Source organism: Thermovenabulum sp., from assembly GCF_049723235.1.
GTDB lineage: Bacteria > Bacillota > Thermosediminibacteria > Thermosediminibacterales > Thermosediminibacteraceae > Thermovenabulum.
This window is the reverse complement of record NZ_JBNARB010000005.1, coordinates 68,883-85,696: the sequence shown is the minus strand read 5'-3', so window position 1 is coordinate 85,696 and position 16,814 is coordinate 68,883. Positions and strand designations below refer to the sequence as shown.

Below are 16,814 nucleotides of genomic sequence, written 5' to 3'. Positions count from 1 at the left end.
TGAAACCCCTCCTTATAAATTTTTTAAGTACTCAATTTCTTTTTTAGTTAAATACCTCCATTCTCCGGTCTTTAAACCTTTTAAAGTTAAATCTCCAATTCTTATTCTTTTTAAATTTATTACAGGATGTCCAACTTTTTCGCACATTCTTCTAATCTGCCTTTTTTTACCTTCATGTATTTTTATTTCTAAAATACTATAATCGTTTTCTTTTCTTAATACCCTCACCTTTGCAGGTGAAGTTTTCCCCTCTTCTAATATTACACCTTTTTCCAGATTATCAATAGCCTTTCTGGAAATATTTCCTTTTATCTTTACAATATAGGTCTTTTCTATGCCGTGTTTTGGATGGGTGAGTTTATACGCTAATTCTCCATCATTTGTCAACAGCAATAAACCTTCAGTATCTTTGTCAAGTCTACCCACCGGAAAAACCCTGGTACCTACACCTTTAATTAACTCCCATACTGTGGGACGACCGAAGGGGTCATAAAGAGTAGTTATATACCCCTTCGGTTTGTTTAATAGAATATAAACATTTAAATTCTTTAATTTGCAAACTTCACCATCCACCTGAACGATATCTTTTTCGGTATCAACTTTTATTCCCGGTTTTGTAACCGTAATACCATTAACTTTAATCCTCTTTTGCAAGATCATTTCTTCCGCTCTCCGCCTTGAAGCTACACCTGCCATAGAAAGAAATTTTTGCAATCTTACTTCCAAAGAAACTCTCCTCCCGTTTATAATCCAGGGTTTATAATATTTTTCTATCAAAAATTCCCGTTAGACCTTCTTTATTCACTCTTTCACTGATCTGCTTTTTATTTGTAGAATATAAACCTATTTGTTTCATACGTTCAAAATAGGTGGATCCGGCAAAAGTAAATCTTTTATAAAGACCATCGGGTTTTTTAATTTCCTCATTTACATAGCTTATTATATCGCCTATGGCAGTAGTTACGGGTAATTTTATTAAATCCTTGTTTTTTGCTTTCCTTACCGCATTAAGCCCCGCTAATAACCCGGTAACTATAGCTTCTGTATGACCCACAAAAGGACCCGCTTTTTCACCAGCACAAAAAAGGTTATCTATACCCCATACCTTCATGAAATCATCCCTCGGAGCCATTGACATATATCTTATAGAATTTCCTTTACTTGCTGCAAAGGGCCCTTCGTACATTACATTTTCAAATCCTTCTATTTTCCTTAAGTCTTCCAGATTAAAAAATGGAGACATTAATTTAATATGACCGGTATCCAAAAGGATAATATTTTCAGCATATTCATTTATTGCATACTGCTGGCAAACCTTCATTTTAAGTTTTTCCTTATTTATTAATGACTCTGGCAATTTAATTACCGCTACCCCTTCTTCATCCAGCTTTTTTTGCAATTCACTGCTTAAAGAATCCTTATTAATATCGCAGGAACCGCTCATTGCACCAAATAAATCCAGGGATCTTTTCCCAATTAAATCATTAACACCTGCCTTTTGGCTTATGCTGACTCTTGGACCGAAAGCTGGACATTTTTGTGCACACATTACACAACCATTACCATATTTTAAACAGTTACCCATCGGCCCCGAGGATCCGGTGGTTTCGATAAATACATCTCCTGATATTTTTTCGCCATCATCCATTATTATACCTTTTATTATATTTTTTTTCATTTCTACTTCTACAGCTCTTTTCATAAACTTTATTTCAACGCCTGTTTCTCTTAAAAACCTTCTTACTATTGGTTCTATTTTTGTAATATCGTATAAAGTTGCATGATTATGACCGGGAAAATTAACGTTCACATGTTTTGCAGTTCTATCAATAATCTCAAAAAGCTCTCCACCACCCATTTCAATTGCTTCTTCAGCAGCAGTAAATCTCCCATTATTTCTCATGATTCCTCCAAAAAGACCGCATCCCAATAACATATCGGTCTTTTCTATAATTAATACATCTGCTCCAGCCTTTTTAGCGGCAAGAGCAGCTCCGCACCCGGCCCATCCTCCACCTATTATAACTACTCTTATCATAACAATCCCTCCTCCAACGCCCTTTCCGCATCTAACTGGACTTTACAAAAGCGAACCATTTCTCCATCTAAATTTAATGCACAGCTCCCGCAGACACCTTCTCCACAGCATATTTGAAAATTATTAGATATTGCAAGTTTTACATCTAAACAATTTTTCCTGATTAAATCAAATATAAATTTATGTTGAGAATTTGATCCAGCGCTGAATATTAAATCAAAATTGCCTTTTAAAATTAAATCTCTAAGACTCTCTTCCTCATAGGGTTCTACTAAAAAGCCGTATTTTTTTAAAATTTCCTCTGCAATATTAAACATTACAGCCCCGGGATTTAACAGAGCAATAATCCTATTATTTCCTCTATTTAATGTTTTTGCTACCATCACCAATGATGCCTGACCTATACCTCTCCCGATAAGCATACAGTTTTTCGATATAGATGATTTAATATATTTTAATCCTAAAATCCCGTTATAATAAGGCCCTCTCAAGACGATTTTTTCATTTTCATTAAAAAGATTTTTAGTTTTTGGCCCTAATACCTGAATTGCAAAAAACATTAGATTGTTTTCTTCATCAATATCCATTACACAAATCGGGACCTCATAAAAATTCGGAGAATCCTGGGGTTTCATGAAAACAAAGGTTCCAGCCTGACCGAAATTGATTGCCTGTATATCCTGCGGTAATTTAATAGTAAGGGTAAACAGGTTTTCACTGTATATTTTTTTTTCTATTATTTTTGCTTGTATAAAATTCCTCATATTAGCCTTTTTTCGACCATTCCACAAAAATTCCTGATAAATGCAAATTTTCGGCCAGCGGCAATCACAATTATTATTACCTCTTAAAACGGAACATACTATGCAATCTCCCGTTTCAGCTAAATAACATGGACAATAATTCGATGCTGTATCAATACAGCTATAATCCAATTTCATTGAAAAGGTCCCTCCTAAGAACAAAAATATTATTTCTATTACCATATGTTTTAAAAAAGATTTTTGTGAATAAAAAATCCCCCATAAGGTATTGCCTTACAGGGGAATTAACCTGCTGTATTTAAAGCTTTCTATAATATTTATTAATTTTTGCGGACCATCTTCTTTAATATTGATTACGGGAACACTGGTTTTTTCCAACATACTCTCTTTGAGTTTTAATTCATCAATGTAAGCTTCTTTATAGACATTTTCCAGGGGATTGTATAATGGGTAATAAGGATTTATTGTAAAAGCAAGAAGAGAAATTTTACCCAAATATTTACAATTTATCCCATTTAGAACTGCTTTATATATCACTTCCATTGTTTTTTCCGGAGCTCCTGCCAGCAATAATCTTACGGGATTTTTAAAAATAATTGTAGTTCTGAAGTTCTTTTCAATCAATTTATTTAAAAATTCTTCCAGTAAGTAATTTATGCAAAGACCCGGTATATAAATAATATCGTTCTTTTCAATTTTCCCTAATACTTCATCCAAATTTTCATAATCCAATAAGGAATTAAAAGACATTTTAATAAAATCTCTTTCTTTAAATATGGTTACTCTTTCAATACCTTCTAAAGTTTCTGCTATTTCATCTTGAACTTTATCAATATCATTAAATATATAGGATATAGCTTTGGCATTATCACTTATTCTTTCAATATCCGTATTCATTGCTGCCCCTGTTGCAATAATTATAGCATCCGTGTTTTCCATTGGGGCAATCCTATTTAAGGCTCCGTCAATTAGCATAAATTTTATTCCCATATTATAAAATAACTTTTTTATTTTCTCAATTTCGCTTCCTTTATTGGGTCCAGCTACAACAAAAAGCCCTTCTTTTTTAACCTTTACCACTTTTACCTTCCCTAAGGGGGTGGGGATTTCGGTATTCCAAATCTCCTCAAATGTACTGTTATTCATTAAGGTTTTACTAGCTGTAGCCAAAATCATACCCTCTTTTAAATTATACCTGGGTTTAAAAAGACCCGTAACATTATCAATTTCTTCCCCATCATAGCCTATACTTGTCAATGCAATTTTTCCATTATTTTTATAAAGCTCATCAATTATTGACGAAAGGGTGGTAGTTTTCCCTGTATTTTTTGCTGTGCCAGCAATACCAATCGTTATCAATCTCTTTTATTCCTCCTCACTTAATAACCATTTATATTGATCGCCCGGCTTATATACATATCCCCTCAAACGTACACGAACACCCGCTCCCTGAAATTGAATGAAAACCAAATCCGCATCTTTGAATCCCAATTCTCTCATTAACGATAATGCCATTTTTCTTCCTTCTTCTTCATTTTTAGCAACAATAAAAGTTTCAAGATCAACGGCATCCATAACCTTTTCTAACATTTTTGACATACAGATCCTCCTTCTCATCATAGATGAGTAGTATTTTCTAAAAAAATTAAAAAATTATTTTATCTTTTGACTTCCTGCCCTGAATAAAGTTCATCCCAGTATTTTTCCACATCTTTCATTAAGTTTTCCATATGTTCAATCATTGCATCCTCCGCTGCTTTTTCATCCCTTTTTTCTATTGCCTCATATATTTTATTGTGATCGGAAAGCATTTTACCTTTTACCTGCAATCTGATATATTCAAGTATTGGTGAAAGCTGTCCGTATTGTCGTATTAGATCCAGGGCAGCATCCAATACACGGTTTCTTGCCGCTTGAGCTATCAACTTATGAAATTTTACATCTTCCTCGGCAATAGAGATTCCTTCTTCCACATGTTTTCTTTGAACTTCTAACACTTCTTTCATTTCCTTCAGTTCCTTGGAAGTAACATTCCTTGCCGCGAGTTTTGCCATCTGACTTTCAATCGCTTTTCTTGCGACTAAAATGTCCAAAAGCTCCTGCCTTCCTGTAGCCTTGATCACCTTTTTCAGTTCATTGCTGTACGCATTAATTTTCTGTTCGCTTTCTAATTCTCTTAGTTTTTGTAATCCAAATGAGGTTAATATCCTTCCTTTAAAGCCTATTTTTTCTGTATATCCCTCGGTATCTAACTGTCTTAAAATTCGTCCACAGGTGGCTTCGCTCAGGTCAATGCCTTTTAATCTGAGGTTTTCTCTAACATATCCCGAACCTACTGGTCCTGGATTTTCAGCAATCATTTTTAAAATTGAATAGATTACCTCCTCTTTTCTATGAACCATCCTACCTCTCCTTATATAAAATATACCATAATGGATTTATAATTCTATAATTATATTAAAAAATCCTCTTTTAAATCTAAATTTTTAAAATCTGGCCAACTCTGTAAGTAATAGCTTGAAAACATCAAACATATTTTTTTTCCTGACATCGAAGGCCGCTTTAAGCTTTACATTACACAATAGCTTACCGTCAATAAAAATTTGTAAGGTACCTATTTCTTCATCTTTTTTTACCGGCGCAATTATTTCCTGAGGTAGCTGGCTTTTAATTTCAACATTTTCATCTTTTCTTATAAGAGCAACTATTTTATTTGCCGGAATTAAATCTACACTATCGAATATTCCATTTTTTACTCGGATGGTTGTATATACGTTATTATCCTTTAACAATTCTAAAGGATGATAGTTTTTTATTCCATAATTTAATAGTTTAATTGTTTCTGCAAAATGATCCTGAGAATTAAGAACCACCGAAATAATGTTAAGATTATCTAATTCGGCAGAAGCCACCAAACATTTTCCCGCTTTACCGGTGTACCCGGTTTTTACACCATTTACATAATCTAAAATTCTTAAAAGCCTGTTGGTATTATTAATCTTTTTTTTAAAATCCCCATCAACTATTTCTATTTCTTTAGTACCAACTATTTCACAAAATACAGGATTTTCAAGGGCATATTTAGTAATTAATGCCAGATCTTTTGCTGTGGTATAGTGTTCGGGGTTATCAAGGCCATGCGGGTTTGCAAAGTGAGTATTTTTTGCCCCTATTTCATAAGCTTTTATATTCATCATATTAACAAAATTTTCTACATTTCCTCCTATATGTTCTGCAATAGCAATTGCCGCATCATTTCCGGAACATAATAATAGTCCGTAAAGCAAATTTTTTAAAGTAATCTGTTGACCCTCTTTAATGTTAAATTTTGAACCGCCAATTCTTGTAGCCCTTTTGCTGACAAATACTTTATCGTTTAAATCTCCTTTTTCTAAAGCAACTATTGCGGTCATTATCTTCGTAGTACTCGCCATGGGAAGTTTCATATCCTCATTTTGGCTTATAAGTATTCTTCCAGAAGTTCTATCCATTAACACAAAAGCTTTCGCATTGATGTACGGCTTTTCTATTTGGGCAAGACAAATATTTTGAAAACAAAAAATCACCCAGAAAATAAAAAAAGCGGAAAAATATTTTTTATATCTATTCATCAAAAATCCCTCCATATTTCTATTCTGAGTAAGTAAAAGTTAAAAAATTCTGCTAAAATATGGAGGGATTTAACATTCACTATTTTTCTTCGTAAATTATATGACAGCCAAACTCTTTTGCAATTTTTTCAGCCTCTTTAATATCTTCTTCACATCCCAGGGACCATCCGCCCTTCAGTTCCCCATCCACATATATCTCGACCCTATCCCTTTTAAAGATCATTGTTCTACCCTGTCTTTTTCTCATCTGAGCTATTTGTCTATTTACCGCTTCTTCAGGGTCAATTTCCATTACCTTTAGAGCAATAAACAAACAGGATAAAGCATCTTCCAGCTCTCTTTTTGCTTTAGACGTCTCCCCCCTCATTAAAGCTTTAAGAGATTCAGCCACCTCTTCATTAAGGTGACTTATAGCTTCTTTTGGATCCTGTGTTTCATATTTTCGATTTTCCCAAATAAGTTCCATTGCTTTTTTCAATTCCACTTCTATCACCCTTTGATTAATAATAAATGGTAATATTTATCCTTTGTTAATATTATCAAATAAAAAAAGCCCGGTCTATAAGGGCTGAACACTCTTTTCCTCTGATTTTTTAAAAATAGTCTTTATCTGCTCTAAAATTTGAGGGGAAATATCTAAAATTCTCTCCCACATAGCATTTTGGTAAACCGGAAGAAGTTTTACTTGTCCTCCCCCTACTATTAAAAAAGCTATTGGTTGAAGGCTTATCCCTGCTCCTGTTCCTCCTCCGAAAGGTAATACTTTTTCCTCTTTTTTTTCTTTATCCTGGACATTCTTTTGTGATGAAAATTCACTGCCTCCTGCAGCAAAACCAAAGGTAACCTTGGAAACAGGAATAATCACGTTTCCATCCATACTTTCCACCGGATCTCCTACAATTGTATTGACATCTATCATTTCCTTTAAACTTGCCATTACTGTTTTCATCAAGCTCTCAATAGGATGTGTATCCATATTGCTTCGCCCCTCTTTTTTTTCTAAAAATTTTTATCAAATAATAACCTACTGCAGTAATAATAATATTACCTATCTTTATGGATATTATACTTTCAAAAATTACCTTTAATTGATTATTCAGGAAATCAGGTTCAATAAAAATAGATGAGCTTTTTTTATCAAGGTCAAAAAATATATCAAAAAAAGAATATATTATAAATAAAATAGACCATGCGATACCTATAATAAAAGCAAGAAAGGCCGGATCATTATACCCTATCCTGCAGTAAAAATTTAATTTTTTTATTCTTATGTATCGGGATAAATTATCAATAAAATTTAATAATTCCTTTATATTAATTTGAGAATTTCTCCTATTTTTCATTACCTTAGGTTTTGTTTTTTTCTTGGAAGCAAATACGGTAAATTCTAAAAAAGGAAAAAAAATCCTCGTTTGAATTTTATTTAAAACAGGATTATATTTTATAGTAATTCCCAAAAAATTTAATAAGACGACAACCCCTGAATTATTGTAATGAAAATAAATACGAATAGTTAAGGGGAAAATAAAAAAAAACCCTATCAAAAATAATAAAACAATTAGGATTGCATTAAACAATTTTAATACCACTCTAAATCCCCTTAATTAGTTTCTGCATTTTTCCTGTTTTCATATTCATCTTTTAATTTTTCTATTGATTCCAACCCAAAATATTCAAGGCAATAATCAGTGGTACCGTAAAGTATGGGCTTCCCCGGTGCATCTAATCTATCAACTTCTTTTATCAATCCTTTTTCAATAAGGCTGTTGAGGGTCTTTTCCACATTTACCCCTCTTATCATTTCAATTTCGGTTTTTGTAATAGGTTGTTTAAACATTATTATGGCAAGGGTTTCTAAAGCCGCTCTTTTTAACTTCACTTTTGTTTTTTGTTTAAATAATTTTTCAAGATATGGAAATACTTCGGGTTTAGTCGTAAGACGTATTTTCCCACCTATTATAGAAAGGAATATACCCCTGCTTATTTTTTTGTATTCCATTTTTAAATTTTCTATAGCATTAATTATTTCCTCTTGACTTATTCCCAGAGCATTTGAAATTTCCTCAATAGAAACGGGTTCTCCCGAAGAAAAGGCAATAGCTTCTATTACTGCCATAATAAATTCTCTGTCCACCGATTTTCTCCCCTTATTTTTAAGAAAATATAAATATCATCAAAAGGTTTTTCTTGAATAATATCTATTTTATTCAACTTATACAACTCCAAAACCGCAAGAAAAGTTACAATAATTTCCATTCTGGTACAGGTTTTATTAAAAAGATCTGCAAATGTCGCTTTTTTCTTTTTTAAAATTTGTTTATAGACATTTTTGATTTTTTGTTTTAATGGAATACTGTCTTTTAATTCCAACTTTATTTCAAAATCTTTATTATTTTTACTTTCCTTCATTAATGAATAATATATATTAATAATATCTTTTAACGTAATTTTTGGGAGGATAAATTCATCCTCCCAAAAATTACTAAAATCTTCGGGCTTCTTTTTTATTAAAAGCATTTCTTTTTCTTCCCTTTCCCTCAAAAGGGAAGCAATTTCTTTATATTTTCTATATTCCAGCAACCTTTCTACCAGCTCTGCTCTGGGATCTTCATCAATGGCAGAAAATATTTCCATCTGGGAATCATTACTTTTTCTTGATTGAGGTAAAAGCATTTTGGATTTTATGCTTAAAAGAGTAGAAGCCATGAGTAAAAACTGGCTGGCAATTTCTATGTCCATATTTTCTAAATTATAAAGATAGGAAATATACTGTTCGGTAATTTCCGATATAGGAATATCGTAAATATTTATTTTATTCTTTTCTATCAAATGTAAGAGAAGATCCAACGGGCCTTCAAAAGCCTCCAATTTTACACTTATCAAAGCTTTCACCTTCGCTTTTATATCTTCATAGCTTCCCTTACCTCTTCAAGAGTTTTTGAAGCTACTTCCCTTGCTTTCTTCGCACCTGTATTCAAAATATCATTAACCAAATCAGGATTTTTTTCTAAGGAAATTCTTCTTTCGCGAATGGGTTCCATGTACTTTACCAGCAGGTCCGATAATTTTTTCTTGCATTCCACACAACCTATTTTAGCATTTTTACAGGATTCCTCCAGTTCTTTAACCCTTTCTTCTTCAGCAAAAACTTTGTTAAAAGCGTATATCGTACAAATTTCCGGATGACCCGGATCGGATTTTTTTATCCTTGCGGGATCCGTAACCATCATCATTACCTTTTGACGTATTTCCTCAGGAGTAGCCGAAATTGCAATATAATTGTCGTAACTTTTGCTCATTTTCCTTCCATCAATACCCGGAAGAATCTTAGCTTCTGTATACAAAGCTTCCGGCTCGGGAAATACCGGCTTATAAAGATAATTAAAGCGGCGTACGATTTCCCTTGCTAATTCTAAATGAGGGGCTTGATCTTCTCCCACAGGCACCAGGTCAGCTTTGTAAGCTAATATATCCGCAGTCATAAGAACCGGATAGCCTAAAAATCCGTAAGTATTTATTTCCCTTCCCTCTAACTGCCGTAGCTGTTCTTTATAGGTAGGGCACCTTTCCAGCCAGGAGAAAGGAGTGATCATGGAAAGCAATAGATGTAGTTCTGCATGTTCCTTTACTTGAGATTGAACAAAAATATTACATTTTTCCGGATCTAACCCTACACTTAGCCAGTCAATTACCATTTCTCTAATATAGCTCTTTAAACCCGAGGTATCATTGTATCCCGTTGTTAATGCATGCCAATCAACTATAGAATAAAAACATTCGTACTCATCCTGAAGTTTGACCCAGTTCATTAAAGCTCCCATCATATTTCCTAAGTGAAGTTTTGCAGTTGGTCTCATTCCACTCATTATTCTGTGACTTTTTGACATTGCTTTCACTCCTTTAAATATTTCTTAAATAAATATACCGACCATTGCGGATAATATTTTGTAAACAAAGGATATCAACGGATTTAAAATAAAATCAATTACATTAAAATAAACAAGAAGAATAAGAATAAATGGCCCGAATTGTTCTAACTTATAAAAAAATTCATTATTGGCGCCGGGCATGATCCCCATTAAAATTTTGGAACCATCTAAAGGCGGGATGGGGATTAAATTAAAAACAGATAATATCAGATTATATGAAAACAGAACATATAAAAAACTTTCTAAAATTCCTTCTGTAATACCCAATTTTAATATAAAAAAACTTATAAAAGCAAGTAGAAAATTTGATAAGGGTCCCGCAAAAGCGACGGCAGTTAAACCTAATTTTCTATTTTTATAATAAAATGGATTAACCGGAACGGGCTTGGCCCATCCAAAACGAAATATCCACAACATCAAAAGCCCAATAGGGTCAAGATGGGCAAAAGGATTCAACGTTAGCCTTCCGCTCCATCGAGGTGTGGGATCGCCAAACATTTGGGAAGTTATTGCGTGAGAATATTCATGAATCGTAATAGCAATTAGCAGTGCAGGAATTCTTAACAACATTTCTGGACCAAAAAATGCTGGCATAGAAAACATCCTCTCTATTGGCAAAAAATATTAATATTTTATATAAGCATTATATCATATTTTTATGAAAAGAAAAAAGTGCGCTTCTGGCGCACCTTTTAAACAGTATGTTCAAAAAATGATACCGTTTTACCCTTATCTTCAAATAATTCATTTTTGATTAAATCTTCATAGGTTTCTCTTTTTACTACCAGCCTTGCTTTTTTATTATTAATAAATACCACAGCAGGACGAGGAAGCATATTGTAATTGCTGGACATAGAATGATGATAGGCACCTGTTGAGAATACTGCGAGTATGTCTCCCGGCTCAACTTTTGGAAGATTTATATCCCATATTAACATATCTCCGGACTCACAGCATTTTCCCGCAATTGAAACAACTTCTTCTAAAGGTTTCGAAGCTTTATTGGCAATCACTGCTTCATATTTTGCATTATACAAAGCTGGTCTTATATTATCGCTCATTCCTCCATCTACGCTTACATATTTTCTAATCCCCGGGATATTTTTTATTGCACCTATGGTATATAAAGTTACTCCCGCCGGCCCTACAATAGCTCGTCCTGGCTCTATCAGTAGTTTTGGAAGTTTCAATCCGAATTCTTCGGCTTTTTCTCTAACCGAAAGAACTAACGCTTCAAGATATTCTTTCACGGGGAGAGGTTTATCATCTTTTGTATATTTTATGCCAAAGCCTCCGCCAAAATCCAGTTCTTCTATTTCGTAATTAAACTCATCTTTAATAGTCTTTACGAGTTCCATCATTATAATTCCGGCATCTTTAAAAGGCTGTGTTTCGAAAATTTGAGATCCGATATGACAATGAAGCCCTATAAGATTTACCGTCTTCATTTTTACCGCAGTTTTCACAGCCATTAGCGCATGTCCATTTTCGAGGCCGAAGCCAAATTTAGAGTCAATTTGTCCGGTTTTTATATAATCATGAGTATGGGCTTCTATACCGGGGGTTATTCTCAGTAAAATATCCACCGTTTTTTTCATTTTCTTGCAAATATCATTTATCAATTCAATTTCGTAAAAATTATCAACAACAATCCTTCCTACGCCATATTGTATTGCCATTTTTAATTCCTGATACGATTTATTATTTCCGTGAAAAAATATCCTGCTGGCAGGAAAATTAGCTTTTAAAGCCGTATATAATTCTCCCCCGGAAACTACATCCAGATAAAGACCTTCTTCCTCTACAATTTTTGCCATATTCATTGTCATAAAAGCTTTTCCAGCATAGATAACCCCGCTGTTTTCATATATATTTGCTAATTCCTTTTTAAACTTCCTGCAATTTTCCCTTATTAATCCCTCATCAAAAACATATAGCGGTGTTCCAAAGGTATTAGCAAGTTCTACCGCATCTACCCCTGCAATTTCTAAATGTCCTTTTTCATTAATCGAAAGATTTTCATGAAGCATAAAAAAGCCTCCCCTTTTAGATTTTTTTGTTTTTCGGGGAGATATTTGCCAATTAATAAAAAAAGACACCCGGTGTATTTGCCGGCTGTCTTTCTGACGAAAACAAGGCAAATACCCCACTCTCCCCGAATTTGAAGTAGCGCTCCACCAAAAAACTGGGGATTTTTTGGTGACAGTCCTATACCTGTTCGGCATAGGCCCAGTACAACCTATCCGGAATATAGGCTGCACTTCGGCGGTAGCCCCTTTCCTTTTACATCATCGGCCTTCCGCGCCTATCGTAAAAGTACTATTGACTTACCGCGCCTCTACCTCAACTCATATCGAGATGAGGTATTAATATTCATTTTTTATATAATAACATGATAAATTATTCGCTGTCAATAAAATTTTTATTATATGATTTTATCAAAAGCTTTAACACGGCAGCCATTGGAATTGAAAGAATTAGACCCCATATCCCAAAAAAAGTACCACCTGCCATTAGAGAAAATATAACAGTTAATGGGTGGAGATTAAGATTTTCCCCCATTATCCATGGAGAAATAATACCGCTCTCCACCTGCTGAATAATAAATAAAGATACTAAAATCCAGGGTATTTTTTGAGGACATTTCATTAATGCAATTATAACCGCCGGTAAAGCTCCCATTATTGGTCCAAAATATGGTATTATGTTTGTCACTCCTGCCAGTATTCCTATTAAAAGAGCAAATTCTATTTTAAAAATAAACAAAATTAAAGTTGTTAATACTCCAATAAAAAAACACACTATTAGTTGTCCTCGAATATATTTTCCCAAAGCAAAGTCAATTTTATTTAAAAAGGGAAATATCACGAACTTGTATTTTTCAGGCAAAATATCTTCAATGTTTTTCTTTATTTTCTTTAAATCTTTTAATAAATAAAATCCTATAATTGGTCCTAATATTATCGAGCTGAAAAAGCTCGAAATTCCATGAATTAACAGGTTTACGGTGTTTTGCAAAAAGAGTGCTAACCCTGATTCAAGTTTAAATATTTGTCCTTCTATTGTGCTTTTAATATTTGAAGGGATACTATCACCCAGGCTAACTCTAATTGTATTAATAAAATTATCTACATTTTTTGAATATATAGGTAATAATTCTACTATCTTATTTATTTCATTTATCATAACCGGGATTATGTAAAATAATGTCACAATGCTATATCCTATTAAAATAAAATAAATTATAGAAATTGCTACCGTTCTATGTAACCCTTTCTTCTCGAGATAATCAACCACCGGATTTAATATATAAGCAATAATCCCCCCGATAAAAAATGGTAAAATTATTGATTTTATTTTTTTGCGATAAAGAAATAATATAAAAACTCCTACTAGGATTAGAATATAGTAAAATAGTTTTTTACTATTAATTTTTAATACATTATTAACTTTTGTTTCCCCCTTATTTAATCTTATTTAATTTAATTTATTAATTTCTCATTTCTGCAGGACATAATTTTTCCATGTATGGGATAAGCGATCCATCATCGGCTACTTCGTAAACCACAATTTTATTACTATTCACCGAAAATTCCATTAAACATTCCCAGCAAAAATATTGATTCGTACCGACCTTTCCGATCTCATTTTTGCCACATATTGGGCAGTTCATTATGATCACCTTCCAAAATTTATCTTTTTTATTAGTTTTCCCAGAATTTGTTTTTTATTCATAAAAAAAAGAACCTGCTGACTGTCAGGTTCTTTTTTTATATTATTTTTTTAATTATGTTATTCTATTATGCCTCCGCCTACCACCACATCTTCTTCATAAAATACAGCAGATTGCCCGGGAGTGATAGATTTTTGGGGTTCGTCAAAAACTACTTTAACCCTTCCATCCTCTAATGGATAAATAATTCCCGGTTTTTCATCAAAGTTGTACCTTATTTTTATATTAACTTTCTTTTCACATTGCAGTTTTTCAATTGAAATCCAGTTTAAATTATTAACGGTAAACCCTTTTTGGTAAAGTTCTTCTTCGCCTCCAACCACAATAGAATTATCTTCAGGGTTTATTCTAACTACATAAAGAGGTCTATTTGAGGATATACCCAAACCCCGTCTTTGACCAATGGTATAAAAAGCTATACCTTTATGTTTCCCCAGTATATTACCTTTTGTATCAATAAAATACCCGGGCTTTATTTTATCCGGTACCCTATTTTTTACAAACTCCTTGTAATCCCCATCAACAAAACAAATCTCCTGGCTTTCCTGCTTTTGCGCAACTGGAAGCCCCGCTTTTTCCGCAATATGTCTAATTTCACTTTTTGTGTAATCACCAAGAGGGAATATAATATGTTCTAACTCAAATTGGGTTAAATTATAAAGGGCATACGATTGATCCTTATTCCTATCCCTTCCTTTTTTTAGTAAAAACCTTTTGCTTTTTTTATCGTATTCAACTTTTGCGTAATGGCCTGTGGCAAGATAAAAAGAATCCATTTCTAATGCTTTTTTTAAAAGCAGATCAAATTTCATTACTTTATTACAAACGATACATGGATTTGGCGTTTTACCCGATACATATTCCGACAAAAAATAATCTATCACATTTTTTTTAAAATCTTCTTTAAAATTTACCACATAATAAGGAATATCCAATTTATCTGCAACTTTCCTTGCATCGTAAACTGCAGCTATTGAACAACAACCGCCTTCTTTTAATATATAATCCTCATCGGGGTCCTGCCATATTTGCATCGTAACTCCAATAACTTCATATCCTTTTTCTTTCAAAAGGTATGCTGCAGTAGAGCTATCCACTCCACCGCTCATGGCAACTACAACCTTATTTTTATTCATAAATTATTCCCCGCCCGATTTTTCAGCTTTTTTTCTCTCGTAATCCTTTATTGCAGCGTGAAGGGCATCGGCGGCAAGATTTGAACAGTGCATTTTTATGGGGGGAAGTCCACCCAGAGCTTCTGCCACCGCTTTATTTGTAACTTGTAAAGCCTCTTCTATTGTTTTGCCTTTTACCATTTCGGTTACCATACTGCTTGTCGCAATAGCAGCTCCGCAACCAAAAGTTTTAAATTTAATATCTTCGATAATATTATCTTTTACTTTAATATATATTTTCATCATATCACCGCATACCGGGTTTCCAACTTCACCTATTCCATCGGCATCGGGTATTTCGCCCACATTTCTCGGATTGGTAAAATGATCCATTACCTTTTCATTATACATTCAAACTTTCCCCTTTCAAACTTTACAGATTATCTATACCTTATTTCTTCTGATTGTACAGCGGAGACATTTGTCTCAATTTCTCAACAATTTCTTTAATTGCCTCAATTACATAATCAATTTCTTCTTCAGTATTATCTCTTCCAAGGGTAAGCCTTAATGACCCATGAGCTATTTCATGGGGAAGACCGATTGCTAAAAGTACATGCGAGGGTTCCAAAGAACCCGAGGTGCAAGCTGAACCGCTGGAAGCACAGATCCCTTTTAGATCCAGGTTCAAAAGTAACGACTCACCCTCAATATATTTAAAACAAAGGTTTACATTGTGCGGCAATCTATCTACCGGATGGCCATTTAAAATAACATCTGAAATATTCTCCATAATACCTTTTATTAATTTATCCCTGAGGTAAGATAGCTTTTTTTGTTGCTCTTCTAATTCCGAGGCAATAAGCTCAGCAGCTTTTCCAAATCCCACAATGCCAGAGACATTCTCCGTTCCAGCTCTTTTCCCAAATTCCTGGCCTCCACCCGTCATAAAAGGTTGGATTTTGGTCCCTTTCTTTATATAAAGTGCACCGACACCCTTGGGACCGTAAATTTTATGGGAGGAAATACTTAATAGATCTACGTTTAATTTATTTACATCCACCGGTATCTTCCCAACCGTTTGAACTGCGTCGGTGTGAAAGTAAATTTTTCTATCAAAATTCTTTAATGCTTGGCCGATCTCTTCAATCGGCTCTATTGTTCCAATTTCATTATTTGCATGCATTATAGATATTAATATTGTTTTATCATTAATAGCATTAATTACATCTTCAACCCTAACCTTTCCATATTTATCTACCGGAAGATAAGTAACCTTGAAACCTTTTTTTTCTAAATCTTCACAGGTGTGAAGAACTGCATGATGCTCGATAGCGGTTGTTATGATATGATTACCTTTTTCCTTATTGGCGTAAGCTATTCCCCGTAAGGCCCAGTTATCCGCTTCCGTTCCCCCTGAGGTAAAATACACTTCTTTTGGATCCGCTCCGATTAATGCGGCTACCTTTTCCCTCGCTTCCTCTACAGCCTTTCTTGCCTCTCTTCCATAGGAATAAACTGTAGAAGCATTACCAAACTTTTCAGTAAAATAGGGCAGCATAGCTTCAACAACTTCTTTTCTTACAGGTGTCGTCCCTGCATGGTCCATATATATTTTCTTCAT

Annotated in this window: 20 protein-coding genes and 1 riboswitch; all 20 genes read right to left on the bottom strand. The window is 33.7% G+C overall.

Features of this window, described 5'->3' with window-relative positions; translation table 11 throughout:
• Nucleotides 1-12: 12 nt before the first annotated feature.
• The 20 genes from ACPLOV_RS04265 to nifS all read right to left on the bottom strand — a co-directional run bounded on the left by ACPLOV_RS04265 (nt 13) and on the right by nifS (nt 16,814).
• Nucleotides 13-696, bottom strand: coding sequence for a pseudouridine synthase (locus ACPLOV_RS04265; RefSeq protein WP_424910723.1), 684 nt, complete (start codon nt 694-696; stop codon nt 13-15).
• A gap of 61 nt (nt 697-757) precedes the next feature.
• Nucleotides 758-2,038: an FAD-dependent oxidoreductase gene (locus tag ACPLOV_RS04260; RefSeq protein WP_424910706.1), complete on the bottom strand. Its 1,281-nt coding sequence runs from the start codon at nt 2,036-2,038 to the stop codon at nt 758-760.
• Nucleotides 2,035-2,979 carry a sulfide/dihydroorotate dehydrogenase-like FAD/NAD-binding protein gene (locus tag ACPLOV_RS04255; RefSeq protein WP_424910705.1) on the bottom strand — a complete coding sequence of 315 codons (945 nt, stop codon included), beginning with the start codon at nt 2,977-2,979 and terminating at the stop codon, nt 2,035-2,037. The genes ACPLOV_RS04260 and ACPLOV_RS04255 overlap by 4 nt, the downstream gene beginning before the upstream one ends.
• A gap of 96 nt (nt 2,980-3,075) precedes the next feature.
• Entirely contained in the window at nt 3,076-4,161 is a 1,086-nt protein-coding gene (locus ACPLOV_RS04250; RefSeq protein WP_424910704.1) for a hypothetical protein, read from the bottom strand.
• Between the two features lie 6 nt (nt 4,162-4,167).
• Nucleotides 4,168-4,401 carry a hypothetical protein gene (locus ACPLOV_RS04245; RefSeq protein WP_424910703.1) on the bottom strand — a complete coding sequence of 78 codons (234 nt, stop codon included), beginning with the start codon at nt 4,399-4,401 and terminating at the stop codon, nt 4,168-4,170.
• A 59-nt stretch (nt 4,402-4,460) separates the two neighbouring features.
• Nucleotides 4,461-5,204, bottom strand: a complete 744-nt coding sequence (locus ACPLOV_RS04240; RefSeq protein WP_424910702.1) for an FCD domain-containing protein — start codon at nt 5,202-5,204, stop codon at nt 4,461-4,463.
• 84 nt (nt 5,205-5,288) lie between these two features.
• Nucleotides 5,289-6,413, bottom strand: a complete 1,125-nt coding sequence (locus tag ACPLOV_RS04235; RefSeq protein WP_424910701.1) for a D-alanyl-D-alanine carboxypeptidase family protein — start codon at nt 6,411-6,413, stop codon at nt 5,289-5,291.
• 79 nt (nt 6,414-6,492) lie between these two features.
• A complete protein-coding gene (locus ACPLOV_RS04230) occupies nt 6,493-6,897 on the bottom strand; it encodes a MazG nucleotide pyrophosphohydrolase domain-containing protein (protein ID WP_424908695.1) in 405 nt (134 codons plus the stop codon).
• 75 nt (nt 6,898-6,972) lie between these two features.
• A complete protein-coding gene (ytfJ, locus tag ACPLOV_RS04225; protein ID WP_424908694.1) occupies nt 6,973-7,389 on the bottom strand; it encodes a GerW family sporulation protein in 417 nt (138 codons plus the stop codon).
• Nucleotides 7,370-7,756, bottom strand: coding sequence for a DUF2953 domain-containing protein (locus ACPLOV_RS04220; protein ID WP_424910700.1), 387 nt, complete (start codon nt 7,754-7,756; stop codon nt 7,370-7,372). Before ACPLOV_RS04220 ends, ytfJ begins: the two co-directional genes overlap by 20 nt.
• A 257-nt stretch (nt 7,757-8,013) precedes the next feature.
• Nucleotides 8,014-8,547, bottom strand: coding sequence for an SMC-Scp complex subunit ScpB (gene scpB, locus ACPLOV_RS04215; protein ID WP_424908692.1), 534 nt, complete (start codon nt 8,545-8,547; stop codon nt 8,014-8,016).
• Nucleotides 8,520-9,296: a segregation and condensation protein A gene (locus ACPLOV_RS04210; RefSeq protein WP_424908691.1), complete on the bottom strand. Its 777-nt coding sequence runs from the start codon at nt 9,294-9,296 to the stop codon at nt 8,520-8,522. The genes scpB and ACPLOV_RS04210 overlap by 28 nt, the downstream gene beginning before the upstream one ends.
• Nucleotides 9,297-9,313: 17 nt before the next feature.
• On the bottom strand, nt 9,314-10,300 hold the full coding sequence (gene trpS, locus ACPLOV_RS04205) for a tryptophan--tRNA ligase (RefSeq protein WP_424910699.1): 987 nt from the start codon (nt 10,298-10,300) through the stop codon (nt 9,314-9,316).
• 24 nt (nt 10,301-10,324) lie between these two features.
• On the bottom strand, nt 10,325-10,936 hold the full coding sequence (locus ACPLOV_RS04200) for a site-2 protease family protein (RefSeq protein WP_424910698.1): 612 nt from the start codon (nt 10,934-10,936) through the stop codon (nt 10,325-10,327).
• 98 nt (nt 10,937-11,034) lie between these two features.
• Nucleotides 11,035-12,372, bottom strand: a complete 1,338-nt coding sequence (gene lysA / locus ACPLOV_RS04195; RefSeq protein WP_424910697.1) for a diaminopimelate decarboxylase — start codon at nt 12,370-12,372, stop codon at nt 11,035-11,037.
• 129 nt (nt 12,373-12,501) lie between these two features.
• Nucleotides 12,502-12,691, bottom strand: a riboswitch (Lysine riboswitch).
• A 51-nt stretch (nt 12,692-12,742) separates the two neighbouring features.
• Nucleotides 12,743-13,747, bottom strand: a complete 1,005-nt coding sequence (locus tag ACPLOV_RS04190) for an AI-2E family transporter (protein WP_424910722.1) — start codon at nt 13,745-13,747, stop codon at nt 12,743-12,745.
• An 85-nt stretch (nt 13,748-13,832) separates the two neighbouring features.
• Entirely contained in the window at nt 13,833-14,015 is a 183-nt protein-coding gene (locus ACPLOV_RS04185; RefSeq protein WP_424910696.1) for a hypothetical protein, read from the bottom strand.
• Between the two features lie 119 nt (nt 14,016-14,134).
• Entirely contained in the window at nt 14,135-15,211 is a 1,077-nt protein-coding gene (gene mnmA / locus ACPLOV_RS04180) for a tRNA 2-thiouridine(34) synthase MnmA (RefSeq protein WP_424910695.1), read from the bottom strand.
• A gap of 3 nt (nt 15,212-15,214) precedes the next feature.
• Nucleotides 15,215-15,601 carry a Fe-S cluster assembly scaffold protein NifU gene (nifU, locus tag ACPLOV_RS04175; protein ID WP_424909721.1) on the bottom strand — a complete coding sequence of 129 codons (387 nt, stop codon included), beginning with the start codon at nt 15,599-15,601 and terminating at the stop codon, nt 15,215-15,217.
• Nucleotides 15,602-15,641: 40 nt separating this feature from the next.
• Nucleotides 15,642-16,814, bottom strand: coding sequence for a cysteine desulfurase NifS (gene nifS / locus ACPLOV_RS04170; protein ID WP_424910694.1), 1,173 nt, complete (start codon nt 16,812-16,814; stop codon nt 15,642-15,644).

Excerpts from the sequence above, each read along its gene's own strand:
- ACPLOV_RS04265 (WP_424910723.1), bottom strand. The coding sequence starts at position 696 with ATGGCAGGTGTAGCTTCAAGGCGGAGAGCGGAAGAAATGATCTTGCAA.
- ACPLOV_RS04260 (WP_424910706.1), bottom strand. The coding sequence starts at position 2,038 with ATGATAAGAGTAGTTATAATAGGTGGAGGATGGGCCGGGTGCGGAGCT.
- ACPLOV_RS04255 (WP_424910705.1), bottom strand. The coding sequence starts at position 2,979 with ATGAAATTGGATTATAGCTGTATTGATACAGCATCGAATTATTGTCCA.
- ACPLOV_RS04245 (WP_424910703.1), bottom strand. The coding sequence starts at position 4,401 with ATGTCAAAAATGTTAGAAAAGGTTATGGATGCCGTTGATCTTGAAACT.
- ACPLOV_RS04240 (WP_424910702.1), bottom strand. The coding sequence starts at position 5,204 with ATGGTTCATAGAAAAGAGGAGGTAATCTATTCAATTTTAAAAATGATT.
- ACPLOV_RS04235 (WP_424910701.1), bottom strand. The coding sequence starts at position 6,413 with ATGAATAGATATAAAAAATATTTTTCCGCTTTTTTTATTTTCTGGGTG.
- ytfJ (WP_424908694.1), bottom strand. The coding sequence starts at position 7,389 with ATGGATACACATCCTATTGAGAGCTTGATGAAAACAGTAATGGCAAGT.
- ACPLOV_RS04220 (WP_424910700.1), bottom strand. The coding sequence starts at position 7,756 with ATGAAAAATAGGAGAAATTCTCAAATTAATATAAAGGAATTATTAAAT.
- trpS (WP_424910699.1), bottom strand. The coding sequence starts at position 10,300 with ATGTCAAAAAGTCACAGAATAATGAGTGGAATGAGACCAACTGCAAAA.
- ACPLOV_RS04200 (WP_424910698.1), bottom strand. The coding sequence starts at position 10,936 with ATGCCAGCATTTTTTGGTCCAGAAATGTTGTTAAGAATTCCTGCACTG.
- lysA (WP_424910697.1), bottom strand. The coding sequence starts at position 12,372 with ATGCTTCATGAAAATCTTTCGATTAATGAAAAAGGACATTTAGAAATT.
- ACPLOV_RS04185 (WP_424910696.1), bottom strand. The coding sequence starts at position 14,015 with ATGAACTGCCCAATATGTGGCAAAAATGAGATCGGAAAGGTCGGTACG.
- mnmA (WP_424910695.1), bottom strand. The coding sequence starts at position 15,211 with ATGAATAAAAATAAGGTTGTAGTTGCCATGAGCGGTGGAGTGGATAGC.
- nifU (WP_424909721.1), bottom strand. The coding sequence starts at position 15,601 with ATGTATAATGAAAAGGTAATGGATCATTTTACCAATCCGAGAAATGTG.
- nifS (WP_424910694.1), bottom strand. The coding sequence starts at position 16,814 with ATGAAGAAAATATATATGGACCATGCAGGGACGACACCTGTAAGAAAA.